Source organism: Fodinibius sp. Rm-B-1B1-1, assembly GCF_038594945.1.
GTDB lineage: Bacteria > Bacteroidota > Rhodothermia > Balneolales > Balneolaceae > Fodinibius > Fodinibius alkaliphilus.
On the sequence record NZ_JBCFYD010000002.1, the window covers coordinates 1,454,057 to 1,473,459 of the forward strand.

The following is a 19,403-nucleotide window of genomic DNA, read 5'->3' on the forward strand; positions in this document are numbered from 1 at the left end:
GAAATATTAGCTCTTTGCAGCAGTTGCTTGTTCAAATTCGGCTTCGTCGGCGTTATTATACTTCGAAGGACATTTCATCAACATATCGTTGGCATAAAAAACACCATTTTGCATCTCCCCGATTACAACCAGCTGGTCTGCTTCTTCAAAATTATTGGGTTTGGGTTTGGGATATATTACCCGTCGAACATTGCCATCTTCATCTTCCATATAAAAGGAAAACTGTTTGGTCTCCATCGAAAAGCCATACTTTTGCGAATCGTCCCACTTCCCTACCACATGGGCGCCTTCCATTCCTGAAGCCTGTTCAAAATTTACGTATGTGCTAATACTGTTTCCAAAGTTATACATTAGCAGCGATGTAAAACCAACGATTGCGATTATTCCAATAATCAGCTTCGGTTTCATGATATTTCCTTTCGATTAGATTTTTCTATTTCTTCTTCGAGCTTTCCGACTTTCTTATCTACCCTGATGATAAAAAATAACAATACAAACCAGATAACCAGGCTCACGCCCAAGACTATAAAAATAAGATCATATGATGCAACAGCCTGTATTAAAGGACTTGCCTGATCCAGCCCCGTGGTGCCATCCCACTGCTGGGAATAGTTCTCAGTTAATGTATCAACGGCCGCAACGGTATCTTCTTGTGCCTGAATTAGTGAAAATTTCATGCTCGTTGTTGATCAGTTAAATGCTTAACAGTTTTATAGCGATTGAGAATATCATTCAGCCAAACCGCCAATGCGATAAATCCAATTACTGCCGGATAGAAAATATAACGCAGTTCCGGAGCGGTAATCTCACTAAAAGCCGGATTTCCATCAGCTCCCGGATGTAAACTTGGCAACTGGCGCGGAATGATATACAATAAAAAAGGGATAGTCGTAGCCGCAAATACATTAAATACAGCAGCTATCTTGGCTCTCTTTTCAGGGTTATCAAAAGCCGTTCGCAATACAAAATACCCTACATAAATCAGCATTCCCAATGCCGAAAGATTCATACGTGGCTCAGCAAAAGTCCACCACGTGCCCCATGTAAAGCGTGCCCAGATAGCACCAGTCAGAAGTCCACAGATCCCGAAAATAAGCCCCACTTGGGTTGCCGTTTCGGCTTTGCGGTCAAATTTCATAATCGGGTTATTCAAATAGCGGATGCTGTAATATAATCCCGTTGCAAAACAAACTGACATCGTAAACCACATAGGCACATGCAGAAACAGGTTTCGCGCCGATTCTTTGAGAATAGCGATTTCGGGAATGGGGATCAGAAATCCGGCGATAATGACAACCGTCATCCAAACAGCAACGACGTATTTCCAGGGTTTTAGAGCCATCAAAAAATCAAATTCTTTAGCACCCACAGTGGGCATCAATTAGAAAGCGTGATAATATACGAAATCTGTTTTGGAAAAATTAGTTTTTTCGGCTTAGTCTTTCCCGAATTTTACCTACCTTTACAATAGATTAATTAACTGTCAAAAAGTTTGAATCTTATGGTCGATCAATCTACCCAAAAGACGATCACCCTGCAGCCTAACTGGAAGAATTATCTTCTCGGATATACCCTTTCTATTTTGCTGATTCCACTCTTTGGAATTGGGTTAGTTGGGCTATATTGGATCTACAAAAAACAAAACAAATACACTTATACATTTAGCGATACCCAAATTTCTTCGCGTGATGACAAATATCAACGCAATATTGATTTGGTGAATATTGAGAATGTCAGCGTTGTGCAAAGTTGGCTGCAAAAGAAAGCTTCTGTCGGAGATATCGTCCTAAAAACTACAGCGACCTCAATGACTCTTCGAGGCATGGACGATCCCTTTGCCTTGAAGGACATGCTTGAGAAAGCGATTTCTATCCAAAAAGAGCGCCTCAAGAAAAAAGAACAAACTAAGCCAGAGCAACCCGAAGGCAAACCCGGATCGATGGAGCGTATGGATTATCTGACAGGACTATGGCAGCAGGGACTTGTTTCGGATGATGATTTTGAGAAAGAGAAAAAACACTTTGAGTAAAAATAAATTACTTTCAATCGAACTCCTGATACGAAAATCTTAAAAAAGATCATCTCTTTGTACGCTCCCCTGCCTACCTTCTCCAACAGTGATTTAATGCTCGACATTGCGACCTTTCTCAAACCCCTACCGTAAACCATTACCCCTCCTATTTTTACTTTCTTTTACGGTCTCGCGTTTAGCATTGATAGTTTGTTTTATAAATATTGATCGAAAATTAAACACAGGCACAAATCAAGCTATGTTCTCATATCTTTCGCGAACGTTATTTTTATTACTACTCACCCTCTCCTTTTCAACTAATATTTTTGCCCAACAAGCCAACTTTGAGGCAGCCGAACGGTTTACTGAAGATCGTATGGAAAAGATGACGGGTGATACCGAAATATATCCCCGGTGGATTGAAGACCAAGATCGCTTTTGGTACAGCTATGAAAATCCATCCGGAACACACTGGTATTTTGTAGATGCCGAAGATGGTGAAAAACGTCCCCTTTTTGATCGCAAGGTAATGGCCGCCCAGCTTTCGGAAATATTTAGCCGGACGTTTAATCACAAAGAACTTGAGCTCAACGATTTCAAATATAATGTTGCCGATGAGATATTCACCTTTCATGTTGATAGTATCAACTTTAAGTATCGGCTCGACAACAGTTCACTCATCAAAGGAGATTCACTGAAAGATGAGCCTAACGAACGCTGGGCCACCTATTCCCCGGATAGCACTTGGATTGCTTATGCGAAAAATCATGACTTATACTTAATGAAGGCTGATGATGCCGACAGCACTGAATATCAGCTGACAGACAGTGGTGAACGCTGGTATAGCTTTCAGGCTGATGCCGGAGACACTACCAGTAATGAAAAGCTACGATCCGTTGCCGAGTGGTTCGAGGATTCTAATAAGCTTTATACCAAACGTACCGATGAGCGTAATGTCAAAGAACTCTGGGTAATTAACTCCCTAAAAGAACGTCCTGAGCTCGAAACCTATAAATACCCTATGCCCGGCGAAGAACATGTTCCTCAACATGAAATGTGGGTTTTCGAAGCCGATACCCTTGCTGACACCGGCGGTGTAAAATTAGATACTAACAAAGAAGAATGGACCGACGAGGTGATTGGAGGAGCTTATTTTAACAATGGTGGTATTTATACCGGGAACGGCTCAGATTATCTGTATATGCTGCGCCGAAATCGAGAATGGAATAAAATTGACGTCCTCAAATCAAATACTGATACCGGCGAAACCGAAGTACTCTTTAGTGAAGAAAGTAATCCTTATTTTAATGTAATGCTTTCGAATTTAGCTATCATCAACGATGGAGAAGAATATATTTGGTGGTCTGAGCGCACGGGCTGGGGACAATATTATTTGTATGATGAGAATGGTAATCTGAAGAATAAAATTACCGACAGCCATTTTGTAGCTGGTGATATCGCCAAAGTCGATACTACCGATCGCACGCTTTATTTTGAGGGATACGGTCGCGAAGCAAACATAAATCCCTATTACTCTCAACTCTATAAAGTCAATTTTGACGGCTCTGACATCGAGCGGTTAACGCCCGAAAATGCGACACATAGTATCAGCACATCTGAGAAAGGTAATTATTTCGTGGATAACTATTCCCGCGTCGACCAGCCTACCCAATCGGTACTCCGAAACGAAGACGGAGATGTAATTACCACACTTGAAGAAACTAACGTGAGTCGTTTAAAAGAAGCCGGTTGGCAAGCTCCCGAAACATTCAGCGTCAAAGCAGCCGACGATGCAACGAATTTGCATGGAGTAATGTGGAAGCCGTTTGATTTCGATTCAACCAAAACCTACCCCATCATTACGTACGTCTATCCCGGTCCACAGGTTGAGCCTTTCCCTATCGGGTTCAGTCATGAGGATGAGACGGCCCTGGCACAACTCGGCTTTATCGTTGTTGCTATGGGACAACGTGGTGGCAGCCCTATCCGTAGTAAATATTACCATAATTATGGGTATGGAAATTTACGCGATTATCCACTGAAAGATAACAAGTATGCCTTGGAGCAGTTGGCTGCTCGCCACTCCTATATTAATTTAGATAAAGTTGGTATTTACGGGCACTCCGGCGGTGGATTTATGAGTACTGCAGCCCTGCTGACCTATCCCAACTTTTATGATGTTGCCGTATCTTCGGCGGGAAACCACGACAACAATATCTACAACCTGTGGTGGAGCGAAATCCATCACGGTGTTGAAGGTGTAGAAAAGAATGTGCAACCTGATAGCACTTCGTCGGATTCGGTGGAAACCAAAACGGAGTTTGAATCAGAAATTGAGACCAATATCGACTTAGCCCAAAACCTGGAAGGACACTTATTGCTGGTTCACGGAGCCATCGATAACAACGTTCATCCGGCAAATACCATCAAACTGGCCAATGCGCTAATTGAAAATGGTAAAATGTTTGACTTTATGATGCTTCCGGGGCAACGACACGGGTTTGGATCGTTTTCTCCCTACTTCGAACGTCTCCGCTGGCGTTATTTCGCCGAGCACTTGTTAGGCGATTACCGTCCCGATAAGATTGATTATAACATCCCGGAAGATTAAAACCACAAAACTAATTCGTTTAAGCCCGGCTGCTATTGGTCGGGCTTTTCTATTGCAACTCTTTCGCACTGGGTGATACAGCAGAGGTATCTGATGCATTTATTTTATAGTTTTGATATTCTTCCTCCTGCATTGAAATCGTCCAGTGCCAAATAATACCCGCTACGGATAGCAGCAAAGCATAAACGATCATTGTCTGTTGAATGGTCAGCCAGTCATTTTCTAAAACCCAAGAAGCCGTCATCACCGATGCCGATTGTGTGAGCGTAAATAGCAGCCACTCCGTACTAAAAATACGTCCACGATAAGTATCGGGTGTTCGCCGCTGTAACAACACCGTACTCATCACCCAGTTAGCACCCGAGGCAGCGTGAGCAATAAAAACGAAGATCAACATCACAGCTAAACTTGTCGTCATCCCCACCACCGCATACATCGCCCCGGCAAACATCATGCAATACCCCATGGCACGCACCCAATCACGTTCGTGGTTAAAAATACGTCGGCCAATAACCGGACCAATTCCAGTGCCCACTCCACGTGCCGAATACAGTAAACCAAGCCCAATACTCCCCATTAACAATACGTCCTCCGAAACAAGAATCAACATGTAGGTAAGTCCGCCCAACAGCATCGTAAAACACCCCTTTGCCAACGTCGGTCGTAACACCTGGTGGTTATCAAACAAATAACGGAAGCCCTCTTTGATGCCCGTTAATGGATTTCGCGTTCGCTTACGTTCCGCTTCACCCATCTTCTTTTGAGGGATTTCCGCTCGATAGATAAACCATGCTGACAGCACGTAGCTGAAGGTATTAATGATGAATACAAGATCTGTCCCAAGCCAAGCCGTTGCCAAACCTCCTACTCCCATCCCAATAGTGAAAATAATGCTCCAGCTTGCTGCTGAAAGTACATTTGCGTCAACAAGCTCTTTCTCGGTGGTTACATTGGGAATAGATGATGTTTTCGCTGGCTCAAAGATAGCGGAAAACATCATTTGCAACGCCGTGAGTACATAGGCCAGCCACAGCGTTTCGTAAGATACAACCAACAGTAAGCCCAACACGATAGCTCCACGCACCAAGTCGCAGAGCATCATCAGGCGTCGGCGGTTAAAACGGTCGGTAATATACCCGGCGAAGGGAGAAAAACTGGCCAGGCTCATCATTTTTACAACGATGATCAATCCCAGCAGAAATTCCGAATCAGAATATTTGGTAATCAGTGCATAGACCGCCAGGATCCCAAACCAATCCCCAAAATTAGACACCACCTGACTTAGCCACAGACGGCGGTAGTTCTGATTGTTGGAAACCAGATCAATGTATGGACGTATCTTATCGAGCAAAATATTGGTTATTTGTTATTAGTTACTGGAAAATCCAAACAACTAATAACCATTAACTAAATGCTACTTTACCCCTGTGCTGCCAAAACCACCATCTCCGCGTTCGGTTTCAGACAGAACCTCAACTTTATTTATGTTGGCCTGAATAACAGGAGCTATCACCATTTGGGCGATACGATCACCGTGATTTATAGTAAATTCTTCATCCCCCAAATTCACTGCCAACATTTTTAGCTCCCCCCGGTAATCCGCATCAATAGTACCAGGTGTATTTAACATAGTTATTCCATTTCGGTATGCCAGTCCGCTGCGGGGACGCATTTGTGCCTCATAACCTTGCGGCATCGCCATCTTCAGCCCCGATGGAATCAGCTTCCGTTCTCCCGGCTTTAATGTGATAGGTTCATCCAAAGCAGCCCGTATATCCATACCCGCTGCAAATTCCGATTCATAAGAAGGTAAAGGTAAATCCTCTGCGTGAGGTAATTTCTTGAACTGTATCTTCATCCGTTATCTGCGTTCTTTTTTATAATCGATTAGTTGCACTTTAACATTTCCCAGCCATACCTTGGCATGTGCTTCGGCAGGCACGCGTAAATCATCAGCAATATACCATGCTTTATATTTTCCTTTAAATCCAAAGGGACCATCTATATTGGCATCCCCCTCACTATAAAATGTTTTTACAGGCTCCTCGAAAGCATCATATTCTCGTTCTTCCATTTTCGTGCTATTTGCGCCGTTGATATATCCTTTTTTCCCTTCGAGATAAACGGGCAGCTGATAATCCTTGTCCGTACCTGCAAACAATCGGGAAAAGTAAAAGATTAACTGCCCTGAACTCGAAGGTTCCCCCAAGGCCAGTGTATCAACCGGCGTACCCGACTTCGAGAAATAGACCAGCTGGTTGTCGTAATCAAACTCATATACTTCTGATTCATATTCATCCTCATCCACATTATCGCGCCAATATAACTTGGTGTAAGGCGTACTGTCGGTTTCCACCATAAACGTGTTGTAGTGATTTTCCTCTTCGCCCACAAAAGGAATCCCCGAATTGGACGTAATAATCGTCCGCAACCACCAAACCTTATCTCCATTATAGGTAGTGTCTTTGATAATCGTCGTCTTCACCTCTCCCAACTTAAAAAAGCCGAACTTTACTTTATAAGTGAATACCTCTTTCCATTCGACCAGTTCTTGCATGGTGGGTGGGCGATCGGGGTGTTCAAAGGTAAGCAAAGAATCTTGAGCCCGGAGATTTCCAGCACTGGCTATCCACCACAGCACACCCAGCAGAACAAGAACTTTTACAGAAAATGATTTAAGAATCTTCAAATCAACATCAAAAATTAGTTTTAAATAAGCCTCCAAAGTTCCCTATTATATAGGTGAAATTGAAATATTTTTAAAAACTTCTCACAGGAATTTCGTTCATGAACATACGGTCTGTTTTAACATATTCTTTTTTGATTTTTGCAGGATTCCTGTTGCTTACTGGCTGTTCCAAAAGCGACGATCAACGTGAATTTGAGAATGGAGCTTTTGCAACTCCCAGTGGTATTACTGAGACGAACTCAAGTGGTGATATGATCGGCAATGTAGACCAGTCTGATTGGAAAATCAGTCCAATGTATAGCGGACTTATTGAGATAGATTCAGAATTAACATCACCACCGCATCCCAATCCACTCCCTTACAACAGCACGTTAACTATTCAGATCTATTTTAGGAGTCAGGACCCGGTAGATGAACTAATCGTACGCAAGTTTCGCTTGCCTTCTGATGACAGGTATCCACAAATAGGGTATCGTGACCAAAGTGATCTTAACAGCTCGATGAATACGATCCCCATTGATGGCAACCAAATTGCTGAAAACTCAAGTGATGACGCACGGACTCTCTATCGCATTCTTATTTATGATGGTAAACAAAACCTCATCAGCTACGGAGATATAGAAATACAGTAGTTGTTAAAAAGAACTCTCTCTCCTATTTTCATAGCTCTTTCTAACAAGATTTATTTATGGGAAATCACAAAATTACCAAAACCGAAAAGCGTGTGTTAGAACGACTTATTTTTCCCGAAAAGTTCCAGGTTATCATGAAAGAAACCGGGTTAATGCAGGGAGAGCTTCGCGATGATCTCATCAACCTGCTAAGTTTTGGTTTTGTGGAAGCCTACGAGCGAACGGGAAATAAGATTTCCCTGACCAGTTTTTATGATACCGATAACCTGCAGGATTTTACCTTTCAAGCTACGAGTAAAGGGTTATCTGAAATTAAATCGAATTAACTATGAAATTTGAAGCTGTTTTTGACGATTCTACTACCGAACTGGAACTTGTCGATGATGCCAATGAGGTTATTTTCGACGATGAGTCTCAGTCCTATGAGTTCCACCGCCAAGAAAATGGCCGCTATCTGTTGCGGGTGGGAACAAAACTCTACAAAATCGATAATGTATCATACGACAAGCATACGGTAACATTTACCCTAAACGGCAACTGGCATTCGGTAGATGTTCGCAACGAACAAGATCTACTCTTAGATCGACTCGGCTTTAAAACAGCCGGCGAAATCGGCGAAGGCGAACTCAATGCCCCTATGCCTGGCAAAATCCTCGAAATTTTAGTAGACGAAGGCGATGAAGTGGAACTCGGCGATCCGGTTGCCATTCTTGAAGCCATGAAAATGGAAAACGAACTCAAAGCTCCCGTCAAAGGCACCGTATCATCTATTGCCGTTGCACAGGGAGATTCATTAGAAAAAGACGCATTAATTTTAGAAATAGAAGCAAGTGGATAAATTTGTAATAGAAGGACCTACCCCTCTCCAAGGCACCATTCCAATAAGCGGATCAAAAAATGCAGCCCTGCCTCTAATGGCAGCAGCCATTTTAGGCGATTCGCCAACAACCATCACTAATGTTCCCAAGTTGCGCGACATTTATACGTTTAACAACGTTATTCGCGTAACAGGCTGCCGTGTAGACTTTGATGAGGATGAGGGCGTGCTCATGATCAACTCAAAAAATCTAACCCATTACGAGGCCCCTTACGAGCTTGTTCGAAAAATGCGGGCATCATTTTACATGCTGGGAGCACTGCTTGGCAAATATGGTGAAGCCAAAGTATCACTGCCGGGCGGTTGCGCGTGGGGACCTCGTCCCGTTGACCTGCACCTTGATGGCATGCGTGCCATGGGGGCCGACATCCAGCTTGATGAAGGATACGTCATTGCTAATGCTCCCGAAGAGATGGAAGGCGGAACCTTTACACTGGAACCCAGCAGCGTAGGTGCAACCGTTAATTTAGTACTGGCAGCTGTACTTCGCGCCAAAGAATTTACGATCAAAAATGCGGCCAAAGAACCCGATGTGGTTCTGCTATGCGAAAAACTGGCCGAGATGGGCGCCGATATCGAAGGCATTGGCACTCGTACATTGACCATCCGCAAAGTCAATAAACTCGAAGGTATTACTATACGCAATGCTTCGGATCGGATCGAGACCGGAACTTTTATGATTGCAGCGGCCATGCATCCAAAATCAAACATTACGCTTACCAATGTAGATGTAGATGACCTCGGGCATTTCCCAGAGACATTTCGTAAAATCGGGGCTGAAATGAATATTAATGAGAATTCTATTCATATTAATGCACCAAAGGAAATCGATCCCACTTCAATAAAAACGAAAGTCTACCCGGGCTTCCCTACCGATCTGCAAGCACAATGGGCTACGATGATGACTCAGGCTGCCGGTGAATCAAAAGTGACAGATACGATTTATGATGATCGCTTTAGCTATGTACCCGAACTGGTGCGTTTAGGGGCAGAGATTGACGTCAAGAAAAATTCAGCTCATATCAGCGGAAAAACAAAGCTTAAAGGTGCCTCAGTGATGAGTACCGATCTACGGGCCAGTGTAAGTTTGGTCTTGGCCGGCATGGTGGCCGAAGGAAAAACAGATGTGCTACGCATTTATCATCTCGATCGTGGCTATGAAGACCTGGAGGAAAAGCTCACCAATGTCGGCGCTAAGATTACCCGTACCCAGCAGGAGGAGTAGCATTTCGTCTAAACACTGCGCTACTGCGCTTGTAGTCGGACGAATGACTAACCAATAGACAATCCTCCTGATGGCAAACCCAGCCACCAAGTGAATAGTAGCATGACCCTCCGTATATAGAATTCCCCCAAACGAAGTTAGCTAATTTACCGTTTACAAAATAGGTAAACTACTTGTATATTCATGTGATACTATGTAGCGCGTATTCGGAGATTATTAAATTTTTAGGTTTATCTTTTGCAGCAACTTATTGACTCACAAGTTTTTATTAAGGTTTTATTCGCTTTTCAGAAGCAATTGAATGTCTTTTTGAAGAATGCAGCGATATTATTGAATTCGCTGATTGCTTGTGAACGATCTCTGCAGGAAGCGCCCTCCTCTGAATACGATTTTTTTACACAAACAAATTTTTCTCCTAACAGGAATTTTAATTTAGCGGTTGCTGAAATCCCGCTAAGACGAACGAACTGTAAGACTGTTGTTATTATGTACCCTTTTGATTTACTGATCAGGATTATACGTCCGGTGGACAGCAACTGCGTGAAAGAAGAATATTTCAATGAAAAATCAAATCATTATTCACGCTTCGGGAAAGCAGACCCGGATAGCTCTGCTGGAAAATGGCGAACTGGCCCAACTTTTTATAGAATCTGATGAAAATCAGCGCACGGTAGGCAACATATACTTGGCTAAGGTTCATAAGGTGATGAGTGGCATTCGTGCTGCCTTCATCGATATGGGCACACCCAAAGATGCTTTTTTGCACTTTTCTGATGCCGGTGACCATCTGAAAGAATATGTTCAGATGCTTAACGGTCGTGATGCTATTCACAAAAATGTGCGCAATGAGTTAAAGAAAACCGACTTTAACCAGATCTCAAATTATGAGAAACAGAACTGGGCGGGAAAGATTCTTAATCCCGGTCAAAAGTTGTTGGTTCAGATTGTTAAGGAACCGATTGGCTCAAAAGGCCCGCGCATTTCTACGGATATTACGGTAGCCGGACGTTTTCTGGTGCTCATTCCCATGGGCGATTACGTAGCCGTATCACGTAAAATAAACAACTACAAAGAGCGTCGACGCTTGAAAAACGTGGTTAGTTCGATGGTCCCCGATGGCTTTGGAGTGATCATTCGCACGGTCGCTAAAGGGAAAGATGAGCAGGCTATTGAAGACGATATGCGGGATGTGCTCAAAAAATGGGAGCGCATCCTGGAACGACTCGAAACGGCTAATCCCCCCGAGTTGCTCTACAAAGATCTGGATATGACTGAAAGTTTGGTACGTGATCTTTTTGCCAAACAGTATGATCGCGTGCTGGTGGACGATCCTGAGATGCATAAGAAAATAAAATCGTATGTCAGCCAGGTGGCCCCTCAAATGCTTCCCAACGTGGAGCTTTACAAAGGACGTGAACACATCTTTGATTTTATGAAGGTTGCTAAAGATGTGGACTCTATTTTTAGTCCTCGCGTGCGTATGCCTTCCGGTGGATATCTTATTTTCGAGCAAACAGAAGCCATGTACGTGGTGGATGTGAACTCTGGTCCTTATGCAGCTAAAGAGAAGCAGGAAGACAACTCCCTGAAAACAAATCTTGAAGCAGCTCGTGAAGTAGCCAAGCAACTTCGGCTACGCGATATTGGTGGAATTATCGTTGTAGACTTTATTGATCTGCGCAATGATAAAAACCGCAAGAAGATTTACGACGAGCTTAAGAAGGAGTTCAAAAAAGATCCCGCCAAGACCAATGTTATTGGCATGAGCGACTTTGGACTTGTTCAAATCACACGGCAGCGTATCCGGCCAAGTGTTGTTAACTCGGTATCTAAAGTGTGCCCCACTTGTGGTGGATCGGGCAGCGTTGTTACCAAGAATACTATTATTGCCGATCTGGATGCGTGGCTTAGTAAGTTCCGCACTACAACCGACTACCGCGCCGTTGATATCTATATCAATCCATACTTAAAGGCTTATCTGGAAAAAGGCTTTTTAAGCATCCGACGAAAATGGATGTGGCAATATTGGCTAAAGATCACCTTTGTAGCGGATGATACAATCTCACTAAATGAGTACAAAGCTACGATTGCGGGCTCCGATATTGATATCACAGATGTGGTAATGCAAGAAAAAGACGTTGATGAGCTTATTAAAAATGAAAACTCTGATTTGGAAGACCTGGATGAACGCCCAAACAGAGGTGACTTGGATTATTATCAGAAAAATAATGGTTCTTCGAGCGGGCGACAAAAGCGCGATAGCCGAAAACCACGTCCCTCCCAATCGGGTTCCAAATCAAAGTATTACAAATCTGACTCCTGATATTTTGCACGACAATCCAAAAGAATTGAAACACAATTACATTTAATGAGTTTACCTGAAATCAAAGCAACAACTGTATTAGGTATTATCCATAATGGTGAGGCTGCTCTTGGCGGCGACGGGCAGGCCACCATGGAGAATACTGTCATGAAAGCAACCGTTAATAAAGTGCGCCGATTGTATGAGGGCAAGATTGCCGCAGGTTTTGCGGGATCTACAGCCGATGCTTTTACCCTATTCGAGAAGTATGAAGAGAAACTAAAACAATACAATGGCAATTTGAAGCGTGCTGCTGTTGAGATGGCCAAAGAATGGCGCCAAGATAAATTTTTGCGAAAACTTGAGGCGCTGCTGGTCGTAATGAATAAAGACCAAGCCTTGATGATATCTGGTCAGGGCGATGTTATTGAACCTGATGATCAAATTTTAGCAATCGGCAGTGGCGGACATTTTGCACTGGCTGCAGCACGAGCACTTAAAGACAATGCTCCAGACTTATCAGCCAAAGAAATGGTCCAAAAGTCTCTCGATATCGCTGCTGATATTTGTATCTATACGAATCATAACTTGAGTATTTTAGAAATTGAAGATTGATGAGTACCCTACAAAAAACTGTTACACAAAAAAATCTTACACCGCAACAAGTCGTAGCGGAACTGAATAAATATATTGTTGGCCAGGATGATGCCAAGCGATCAGTGGCTATTGCCTTGCGCAACCGCTGGCGACGTATGAATGCTGACGAAGAAATCAGAGATGAAATCTTACCTAATAACATCCTACTGATTGGCCCTACGGGGGTTGGTAAAACGGAAATTGCCCGGCGTCTGGCCAAGCTTGCTGATGCTCCCTTTATCAAAGTAGAAGCCAGTAAATTTACCGAAGTAGGTTATGTGGGCCGCGATGTGGAATCAATGATTCGCGACCTGACTGATATCGCCATCAACATGGTGAAAACAGAGATGCGCGACCGGGTACAAGAAGAGGCCAAAGAGATCGTAGAAGAACGTATTTTAGATATCTTGATCCCTCCTGTTAAAAAGAACCAGGGAACCGACAATAGTGCTCCAGGCTTTAATTCTGATGACGACGATTTTAGCCCTCAAAGTGCTACCGACCAAGAACTGAATGAGCGTACTCGTAAAAAGTTTCGCGAAAAGCTCCGCAACGGAGAACTTGATGAGCGCGAAATTGAGATCGAAGTTCAAAAGTCAAACCGTTCGCCTATGATGCAGGTTTTTGGCCCCCAGGGCGGTATGGAAGAGATGGGTATTAACCTGCAGGATATGCTGGGTAACTTGGGCGGACAAAAGAAGACCAAGCGCAAGGTAACCATCGAAGAAGCCCGGGAAATTCTTTTAGAAGAAGAGTCTGAAAAACTTATTGATCACGAATCGGCCGTACAAGAAGGGCTTGAACGTGTTCAAAAACAAGGTATTATCTTTATTGACGAAATTGATAAAGTGGCCGAATCATCCGGTAATAGTAAAAGCGGTGGTGGCGGAGGTCCTGATGTAAGTCGTCAGGGCGTGCAGCGCGACATGCTCCCTATTGTGGAAGGTAGCAATGTATCCACCAAACACGGTATGGTCAAAACCGATCATATGTTGTTTATCGGTTCCGGGGCATTTCACGTTTCTAAGCCATCAGATCTTATTCCGGAACTGCAGGGACGTTTCCCCATTCGCGTAGAACTCAACTCACTAACCGAACAAGACTTCTACGATATACTTACACAACCTAAAAATGCGTTGACCAAGCAGTACCAAGCTATGCTGGAAGCGGAAGGCGTAGAAGTGGAATTTACGGAAGATGCTCTCAAAGAGATATCCGCTATCGCTACGCAAGTAAACGAAAGAGTGGAAAATATTGGCGCTCGACGCCTGCATACCATTCTTTCTTCCCTGTTAGATGAACTGTTATTTGCTATCCCTGATGATATTAACTCAGGTGATATCACCATCGATCAGGATTATGTGAACAAACAACTTGACGATCTTGTTAAGGACAAAGATTTAAGTCAATATATTCTGTAATTATACGTTGACAAACAGAAAATAAATCAGCTACTTATCAATCAGGCACTACTCATTTGCCTTAACCAGTACGTTACCTAATAGTTGGTACGTTAATATAAATACCTTGATCTTCAATACTACTGCACTATGAGCATGAAAAAGTTTATCATCCCCAATATTGCAACTCTGATTGTACTATCGTCATTCTGGTTTGCCGGAGTCGAATCTGTTATTCCCGGTGACGATACCCTACAAAAAAACATCAAAAAATACGTCCAAACGCAGCGGCGTATCATCGACAATTATGTTGATGAAGTAGATGTGACAGATTTATACCAGAATAGCGTTAAGGGATTAGTGAAAAATCTATCTGACAGTACGGCTAACCTTGAGGATACTCCGGCCGACACTACGTTTGGAGATTTGAAAATCGATAATCTTGGTGAGTCGGTCGATAAATTTGAGCAGGCCTACCTGTTTATTACGAATAACTATCCAGATGAGGATATGACCGCGCGTACCGAAGATGCGCTTGAATCGATGTTTCGTGGGTTAGACCCTCATTCGGTTTATATTGAGCCATCACTCAGTGATAATATTGACGATGAGTTTTCGGGCAAATTTCAAGGTATTGGTGTACAATTTAATGTAATTCAAGATACCATTACGGTTATTACAGCTATCGCCGGGGGACCCAGTGATGCACTCGGTATCCGATCGGGCGACCGTATCATTAAAATTGATGGCGAAAGCGCTATTGGGTTTACTAATGAAGACGTCCGTAATAACTTGCGTGGTCCCAAAGGATCTGAGGTTGATGTAACGATCAAACGACCCAATGTTCAAGATCCCATTAACTTTACTATTATACGGGACGATATCCCCCTCTACTCTCTCGGAGCTTCGTACATGATGGATGATAGCACAACGGGCTACATTAAGCTCGACAAGTTTATACAGACGACTCACGAAGAGTTTATGGATGCGATGAAAGAGCTCCAGGATAAAGGCATGGAGCGACTTATCTTGGATCTTCGTGGCAATCCTGGTGGATACTTAAGTCAAGCCGTGGCCATTGCCGAGGAGTTCTTCCCACGAGGCACAAAAATTGTCTCCACCAAAAGTCGGCACACCCGATTCACCTCTGCATACTTTTCACGACGTGACGGCATCTTCAAAGAAAAACCGCTTATGATTCTTGTTGATGAAGGATCAGCATCAGCCAGTGAGATTGTCAGCGGTGCCGTTCAAGATCATGATCGAGGATGGATTGTTGGTCGACGAACATTCGGCAAAGGTCTTGTACAACAACAGTACGAACTGGTCGATTCCAGTAAAATTCGGGTCACAATTTCAAAATACTATACCCCATCAGGTCGGTTAATTCAAAAACCGTATAATAAAGATGGTGGTGAAAGCTACGCTTACGAAATTTATCAGCGTGGTGTTGACGCCAAAGGCGATGTTATGGAATTTGTTTCTAATATTCCGGATTCTCTTAAATACACCACCGACGCCGGACGTTCTGTTTATGGTGGAGGCGGAATTGTGCCCGATCATATTGTTCAACCTGACACTGCCCAATCTAAGATTGTAGCTAATTTTATGATCCGCAATCGGGTAGGGTTCGAATTTGTTCGAGATTACCTTGATGAGAACGGCAACCAGTTTAGAGAAAAATGGGAAAATAACTTTGACCAGTTTAATGAAGAGTTTGAATGGACTAAAGAACAGATGGGCGAAGTTTTTGCTCGACTGAAAGAAAAGAATATGGTCGTCACTGACACTCTTTCAGAACCTGATTTTAAATCTGATACGCTTTTTGTTCCCGAAGGTCATTTCGAAGAAATTGAATGGATGCCGAGAGGGCTTATGAAAGCAGAACTTGCACGTCAAGTTTGGGGACTCAAGAAATATTATCCCGTTCGAAATAAACTTGATGAAACCATTGATGCTGCTATGAATATGTGGGATGAAGTTGCCAAATTAGAAGAATATGCAGCAACACATAAACCTTCTCAAGGGTAACAACTGAACATTATTTGTTAGATGTTTAAAGCCTGACTGTTTATACAGTCGGGCTTTTTTATTTAAATCAGAATTGCGTCAAAAACTGGCTCAAAAATGCGACTGCAGCAGTTTCTGCTCGCAGCCTGTTGCTACCCAAAGACACCAAGCTTGCTCCCCTATTAACTACATCGTCAATCTCTTCTGATGAAAAGCCACCTTCAGGTCCCACCAAAAGTAAATTTTGGTGGGAAGATCTTACACTTTCAAAATCTATTTTACCCCCTGAAGCCTCTACTTTTTCATGGGCAACTAACAAGTTATCAGCTTGGATGGTATCCAGCATTTCATCAAGAGAGTAAAACAGATCAATCTCACATAGATATGACTGCAAACTCTGTTTCATCGCCGAAATTGCAATAGATTCCAACCGGTCCATTCGAACATTTTCTTTAATCGTTCGTTCACTTCGAAACAAGCAAATCCGGGCAGCCCCAAGTTCTATCGCTTTCTCAATGGCAAACTCCAGACGATCCCTTTTTTTGATAATTCCCATTCCTAACATTAACTGCGGCGACTTCCGGCGAATATGTTCCCGTTCCGTAATTTCAACCTGCACAGATTGCTTGGTTATGCGACCGATGGTACCCTCATAACGTCCACCCTGTCCATCAACAATGGTCAAAGAATCGCCCTCACGAGCCCTCATCACTTTCGAGGCATGGATAGCTTCCTGATCCAAAAGCTCGGCAAAACCGTTATTAATCTGTGATGGTGGAGCGTAGTAAATATTCATTACTTATTACTTTTGCGAAAAGGTTCGCCTGGTAAAAACTCCGTCTGTCCAGTCTGTAACACAACCTCAACATACGGTTCACATAATCCACAACTGTTGCTGCAAAAATTATCGTCTTGAAGTTCGGTTACTGACGAAAGCTCGTGCTGCTCGGCATACTTTCTAACCTCAACAAACGACTTATTGTGGCAAATACACTTCGTTACCTTATTTTGAGCCATAACATTGGCTACCTCTCTACTGCTTAAAATGCTTACCTAAACGGAGTTCCTGTCCCTGATAGTTACTTTTAATATCTTCTCCATATACAAACTCTGGCACTTCAGTATTAGGCTCAAACTTCATACTACAGAATGTTTGCCCATCTTCAATCAAGAACGGCACATCATGCGAGCGAACTTCGAGCACAGCACGGGCTCCTTTATCCTGGACCCGTCCACCAAAGCCGCTGTCAAAAAATCCGGCATAATGAGTACGCAGTTCTCCTGATCCTGTGTCATAGGCAATCATTTCCGCTGCCAAATACTCTGGAATACGACACCGCTCCTTGGAAGCAAAAATATAGAAGGCCTCCGGCTCTAAAATCAGGTGATCATCGGGCTGATGATAAATCGGTTCCCAAAATTCAGAAACTTCGTAATGATTAATATTATCCAGATCAATATAATCGCGATGTTTCTTCGCCTTGTATCCTACAATCTTTCCCTCTGAGGCATGCAGATTCACACTCAAAAACAGTCCATTATTTACTTTTATATCATCCACATCAACCGGATCACCACCTTCGGTAAAAAGCATAGGATCAGAACTGTGAGTACGCAAAATTTCCTGATCGCTGAGTACCGTATATCCATGCCGAAGCCGTAACTGGTTTAGCCGATGGCCTGTTTTCACTTTAATAGGAAATGATTTGGGTACAACCTCTAAATACAATCCCCCCTTGTAGCCCGATCGTATTTCTTCGAATCGATGCGAATGATCCGTGATCACACGTGTAAATACATCCAGCCGCCCCGTAGTACTTTTGGGATTCGCCTTGGCTGACAGATGTTCCCCAGACACAATTTGATAATCAATACCGTTCTCACTGCCATTGAATAGCGTTTTTTGTGGCGAAATGTGCGACGGCAGATGCAATTCTTCGAGCAATGGAATAATGTACACACAGTTGGGTTCCAGTATAGCCCCGTCAGTTATTGAAAACTCATATTGACTTAGCTTATCCAACTTTTGGCTCACCGATTCATCCTCGGGCAGAAAACTGCATCGCACCCGGTAAGCTTTTTCTCCCAATCGTAAATCAATAGAATTCGGTTGAAACTGATCATCCTCCAACGGATAGCCCTCCGCATGAGAGATAATACCTGCATCAGCCAACACACGTAATTTTTGGACAGGTAAAATACCTTTCGTGCGCAGGTGTACTTTTTGAATTTCGCTGCTCATCAGAAATTATTTTAAATTAAACGTTAATACATATAAAGTGAGGTTGTACAAAGGCCTCGTAATATAGGAATTCAGTTATCGGAATTCAGAGTCATTCGCGCTAAAATTCAGATCTACGAATCACATATCCAAATTATTTAACTAATGAATATTCTCTTTTGGAGCGGCGGTAAAGATGCCTACCTGGCCCTGCATTATTTTCGAGAATCTCATCCTAAAGCAGACCTCATGCTGCTTACTACTTTTAACGAAACCGATGATACGGTTCCACATCAAAATATTCCAATCGCTGACATAAAAGAACAAGCTAACCATTTACATCTGGAACTACTTACTGTTGGATTACCTGCAGAGTGCCCAAACGATATTTACCTGCACAGAATAAAAAAAGCACTTAACACCGTAGATACCTCTATTGAAAACCTTATTTTTGGAGATTGGTGTTTGCAAGATATTCGAGACTGGCGCGAAGAAGTTTTTGGAAATATGGGATTTTCGTGCCTCTTCCCTATTTGGGAGAAAAATCTTCAAAACCTCCTTCCTATTCTTTTCTTACAACCGATTACTATTGAAATAAGTGCCGTCAATCAAGAGTATACCTCATTGCTTAAAGTTGGTGAAACTTTCAATCAACAATTAGTTTCCCAATTGCAACGCCTAAATGAGATCGATCCCATGGGTGAACAAGGAGAATTCCATACAAAAGTCCTATTTCATGAGCCGGAAAAGCCCCAAGATCAGCCAATTATATCTCCAAGCAAATAATTA

The 19,403-nt window shown here is 43.0% G+C and carries 20 protein-coding genes; 11 read left to right on the forward strand and 9 right to left on the reverse strand.

What is annotated here, in order from left to right:
• Positions 1 to 6: 6 nt before the first annotated feature.
• From AAFH98_RS13590 to ccsA, 3 genes are read right to left on the reverse strand one after another with little or no spacing between them, the layout of a single operon-like run.
• Positions 7 to 408, reverse strand: a complete 402-nt coding sequence (locus AAFH98_RS13590) for a cytochrome c maturation protein CcmE domain-containing protein (RefSeq protein ID WP_342523315.1) — start codon at positions 406 to 408, stop codon at positions 7 to 9.
• Positions 405 to 677, reverse strand: coding sequence for a hypothetical protein (locus AAFH98_RS13595; protein ID WP_342523316.1), 273 nt, complete (start codon positions 675 to 677; stop codon positions 405 to 407). Before AAFH98_RS13595 ends, AAFH98_RS13590 begins: the two co-directional genes overlap by 4 nt.
• Positions 674 to 1,369, reverse strand: a complete 696-nt coding sequence (gene ccsA / locus AAFH98_RS13600) for a cytochrome c biogenesis protein CcsA (RefSeq protein ID WP_342523317.1) — start codon at positions 1,367 to 1,369, stop codon at positions 674 to 676. The genes AAFH98_RS13595 and ccsA overlap by 4 nt, the downstream gene beginning before the upstream one ends.
• A gap of 132 nt (positions 1,370 to 1,501) precedes the next feature.
• Between ccsA and AAFH98_RS13605 the strand changes: the two genes are divergently transcribed.
• Both AAFH98_RS13605 and AAFH98_RS13610 read left to right on the forward strand, forming a co-directional pair.
• Complete coding sequence (locus tag AAFH98_RS13605) at positions 1,502 to 2,029, forward strand: PH domain-containing protein (RefSeq protein WP_342523318.1); 528 nt, start codon at positions 1,502 to 1,504, stop codon at positions 2,027 to 2,029.
• A gap of 241 nt (positions 2,030 to 2,270) precedes the next feature.
• Positions 2,271 to 4,622 (forward strand): S9 family peptidase, encoded by a 2,352-nt coding sequence (locus tag AAFH98_RS13610; protein ID WP_342523319.1) that lies wholly within the window; start codon positions 2,271 to 2,273, stop codon positions 4,620 to 4,622.
• Positions 4,623 to 4,671: 49 nt separating this feature from the next.
• On the opposite strand, the gene AAFH98_RS13615 is transcribed toward AAFH98_RS13610, so the two are convergent.
• From AAFH98_RS13615 to AAFH98_RS13625, 3 genes are all read right to left on the reverse strand, one after another.
• Complete coding sequence (locus AAFH98_RS13615) at positions 4,672 to 5,973, reverse strand: MFS transporter (RefSeq protein WP_342523320.1); 1,302 nt, start codon at positions 5,971 to 5,973, stop codon at positions 4,672 to 4,674.
• 63 nt (positions 5,974 to 6,036) lie between these two features.
• The gene (dut, locus tag AAFH98_RS13620) at positions 6,037 to 6,480 is read right to left on the reverse strand and encodes a dUTP diphosphatase (RefSeq protein WP_342523321.1); all 444 of its coding nucleotides are present in this window, start codon (positions 6,478 to 6,480) and stop codon (positions 6,037 to 6,039) included.
• Between the two features lie 3 nt (positions 6,481 to 6,483).
• A complete protein-coding gene (locus AAFH98_RS13625; RefSeq protein WP_342523322.1) occupies positions 6,484 to 7,311 on the reverse strand; it encodes a DUF3108 domain-containing protein in 828 nt (275 codons plus the stop codon).
• A 98-nt stretch (positions 7,312 to 7,409) separates the two neighbouring features.
• Here AAFH98_RS13625 and AAFH98_RS13630 point away from each other — a divergent pair, with 98 nt between their 5' ends.
• The 8 genes from AAFH98_RS13630 to AAFH98_RS13665 all read left to right on the forward strand — a co-directional run bounded on the left by AAFH98_RS13630 (position 7,410) and on the right by AAFH98_RS13665 (position 16,414).
• Complete coding sequence (locus tag AAFH98_RS13630) at positions 7,410 to 7,943, forward strand: hypothetical protein (RefSeq protein ID WP_342523323.1); 534 nt, start codon at positions 7,410 to 7,412, stop codon at positions 7,941 to 7,943.
• Between the two features lie 56 nt (positions 7,944 to 7,999).
• On the forward strand, positions 8,000 to 8,269 hold the full coding sequence (locus AAFH98_RS13635) for a hypothetical protein (protein ID WP_342523324.1): 270 nt from the start codon (positions 8,000 to 8,002) through the stop codon (positions 8,267 to 8,269).
• 2 nt (positions 8,270 to 8,271) lie between these two features.
• On the forward strand, positions 8,272 to 8,781 hold the full coding sequence (locus AAFH98_RS13640; RefSeq protein ID WP_342523325.1) for an acyl-CoA carboxylase biotin carboxyl carrier protein subunit: 510 nt from the start codon (positions 8,272 to 8,274) through the stop codon (positions 8,779 to 8,781).
• Positions 8,774 to 10,045, forward strand: coding sequence for a UDP-N-acetylglucosamine 1-carboxyvinyltransferase (gene murA / locus AAFH98_RS13645; RefSeq protein WP_342523327.1), 1,272 nt, complete (start codon positions 8,774 to 8,776; stop codon positions 10,043 to 10,045). Before AAFH98_RS13640 ends, murA begins: the two co-directional genes overlap by 8 nt.
• Positions 10,046 to 10,604: 559 nt before the next feature.
• Positions 10,605 to 12,368, forward strand: a complete 1,764-nt coding sequence (locus tag AAFH98_RS13650; protein WP_342523329.1) for an Rne/Rng family ribonuclease — start codon at positions 10,605 to 10,607, stop codon at positions 12,366 to 12,368.
• A 45-nt stretch (positions 12,369 to 12,413) separates the two neighbouring features.
• Complete coding sequence (gene hslV, locus AAFH98_RS13655) at positions 12,414 to 12,962, forward strand: ATP-dependent protease subunit HslV (protein ID WP_342523330.1); 549 nt, start codon at positions 12,414 to 12,416, stop codon at positions 12,960 to 12,962.
• A complete protein-coding gene (gene hslU / locus AAFH98_RS13660; protein ID WP_342523331.1) occupies positions 12,962 to 14,404 on the forward strand; it encodes an ATP-dependent protease ATPase subunit HslU in 1,443 nt (480 codons plus the stop codon). The genes hslV and hslU overlap by 1 nt, the downstream gene beginning before the upstream one ends.
• A gap of 129 nt (positions 14,405 to 14,533) precedes the next feature.
• Positions 14,534 to 16,414, forward strand: coding sequence for a S41 family peptidase (locus AAFH98_RS13665; protein WP_342523332.1), 1,881 nt, complete (start codon positions 14,534 to 14,536; stop codon positions 16,412 to 16,414).
• A gap of 67 nt (positions 16,415 to 16,481) precedes the next feature.
• Here AAFH98_RS13665 and AAFH98_RS13670 read toward each other — a convergent pair whose 3' ends face one another.
• The 3 genes from AAFH98_RS13670 to AAFH98_RS13680 are packed head-to-tail and all read right to left on the reverse strand — an operon-like array spanning position 16,482 to position 18,635.
• Positions 16,482 to 17,189, reverse strand: coding sequence for an RsmE family RNA methyltransferase (locus AAFH98_RS13670; protein WP_342523333.1), 708 nt, complete (start codon positions 17,187 to 17,189; stop codon positions 16,482 to 16,484).
• The gene (locus AAFH98_RS13675; RefSeq protein ID WP_342523334.1) at positions 17,189 to 17,410 is read right to left on the reverse strand and encodes a hypothetical protein; all 222 of its coding nucleotides are present in this window, start codon (positions 17,408 to 17,410) and stop codon (positions 17,189 to 17,191) included. The genes AAFH98_RS13670 and AAFH98_RS13675 overlap by 1 nt, the downstream gene beginning before the upstream one ends.
• A 16-nt stretch (positions 17,411 to 17,426) precedes the next feature.
• The gene (locus AAFH98_RS13680; protein WP_342523335.1) at positions 17,427 to 18,635 is read right to left on the reverse strand and encodes a 2'-deoxycytidine 5'-triphosphate deaminase; all 1,209 of its coding nucleotides are present in this window, start codon (positions 18,633 to 18,635) and stop codon (positions 17,427 to 17,429) included.
• A 144-nt stretch (positions 18,636 to 18,779) separates the two neighbouring features.
• Here AAFH98_RS13680 and AAFH98_RS13685 point away from each other — a divergent pair, with 144 nt between their 5' ends.
• Positions 18,780 to 19,400 (forward strand): Dph6-related ATP pyrophosphatase, encoded by a 621-nt coding sequence (locus tag AAFH98_RS13685; protein ID WP_342523336.1) that lies wholly within the window; start codon positions 18,780 to 18,782, stop codon positions 19,398 to 19,400.
• Positions 19,401 to 19,403 lie beyond the last annotated feature (3 nt).

Coding starts and splice junctions, on each gene's coding strand:
- AAFH98_RS13590 (WP_342523315.1), bottom strand. CDS start 408: ATGAAACCGAAGCTGATTATTGGAATAATCGCAATCGTTGGTTTTACA.
- AAFH98_RS13595 (WP_342523316.1), bottom strand. CDS start 677: ATGAAATTTTCACTAATTCAGGCACAAGAAGATACCGTTGCGGCCGTT.
- AAFH98_RS13605 (WP_342523318.1), top strand. CDS start 1,502: ATGGTCGATCAATCTACCCAAAAGACGATCACCCTGCAGCCTAACTGG.
- AAFH98_RS13610 (WP_342523319.1), top strand. CDS start 2,271: ATGTTCTCATATCTTTCGCGAACGTTATTTTTATTACTACTCACCCTC.
- dut (WP_342523321.1), bottom strand. CDS start 6,480: ATGAAGATACAGTTCAAGAAATTACCTCACGCAGAGGATTTACCTTTA.
- AAFH98_RS13630 (WP_342523323.1), top strand. CDS start 7,410: ATGAACATACGGTCTGTTTTAACATATTCTTTTTTGATTTTTGCAGGA.
- AAFH98_RS13635 (WP_342523324.1), top strand. CDS start 8,000: ATGGGAAATCACAAAATTACCAAAACCGAAAAGCGTGTGTTAGAACGA.
- AAFH98_RS13640 (WP_342523325.1), top strand. CDS start 8,272: ATGAAATTTGAAGCTGTTTTTGACGATTCTACTACCGAACTGGAACTT.
- AAFH98_RS13650 (WP_342523329.1), top strand. CDS start 10,605: ATGAAAAATCAAATCATTATTCACGCTTCGGGAAAGCAGACCCGGATA.
- hslV (WP_342523330.1), top strand. CDS start 12,414: ATGAGTTTACCTGAAATCAAAGCAACAACTGTATTAGGTATTATCCAT.
- hslU (WP_342523331.1), top strand. CDS start 12,962: ATGAGTACCCTACAAAAAACTGTTACACAAAAAAATCTTACACCGCAA.
- AAFH98_RS13665 (WP_342523332.1), top strand. CDS start 14,534: ATGAGCATGAAAAAGTTTATCATCCCCAATATTGCAACTCTGATTGTA.
- AAFH98_RS13670 (WP_342523333.1), bottom strand. CDS start 17,189: ATGAATATTTACTACGCTCCACCATCACAGATTAATAACGGTTTTGCC.
- AAFH98_RS13675 (WP_342523334.1), bottom strand. CDS start 17,410: ATGGCTCAAAATAAGGTAACGAAGTGTATTTGCCACAATAAGTCGTTT.
- AAFH98_RS13680 (WP_342523335.1), bottom strand. CDS start 18,635: ATGAGCAGCGAAATTCAAAAAGTACACCTGCGCACGAAAGGTATTTTA.
- AAFH98_RS13685 (WP_342523336.1), top strand. CDS start 18,780: ATGAATATTCTCTTTTGGAGCGGCGGTAAAGATGCCTACCTGGCCCTG.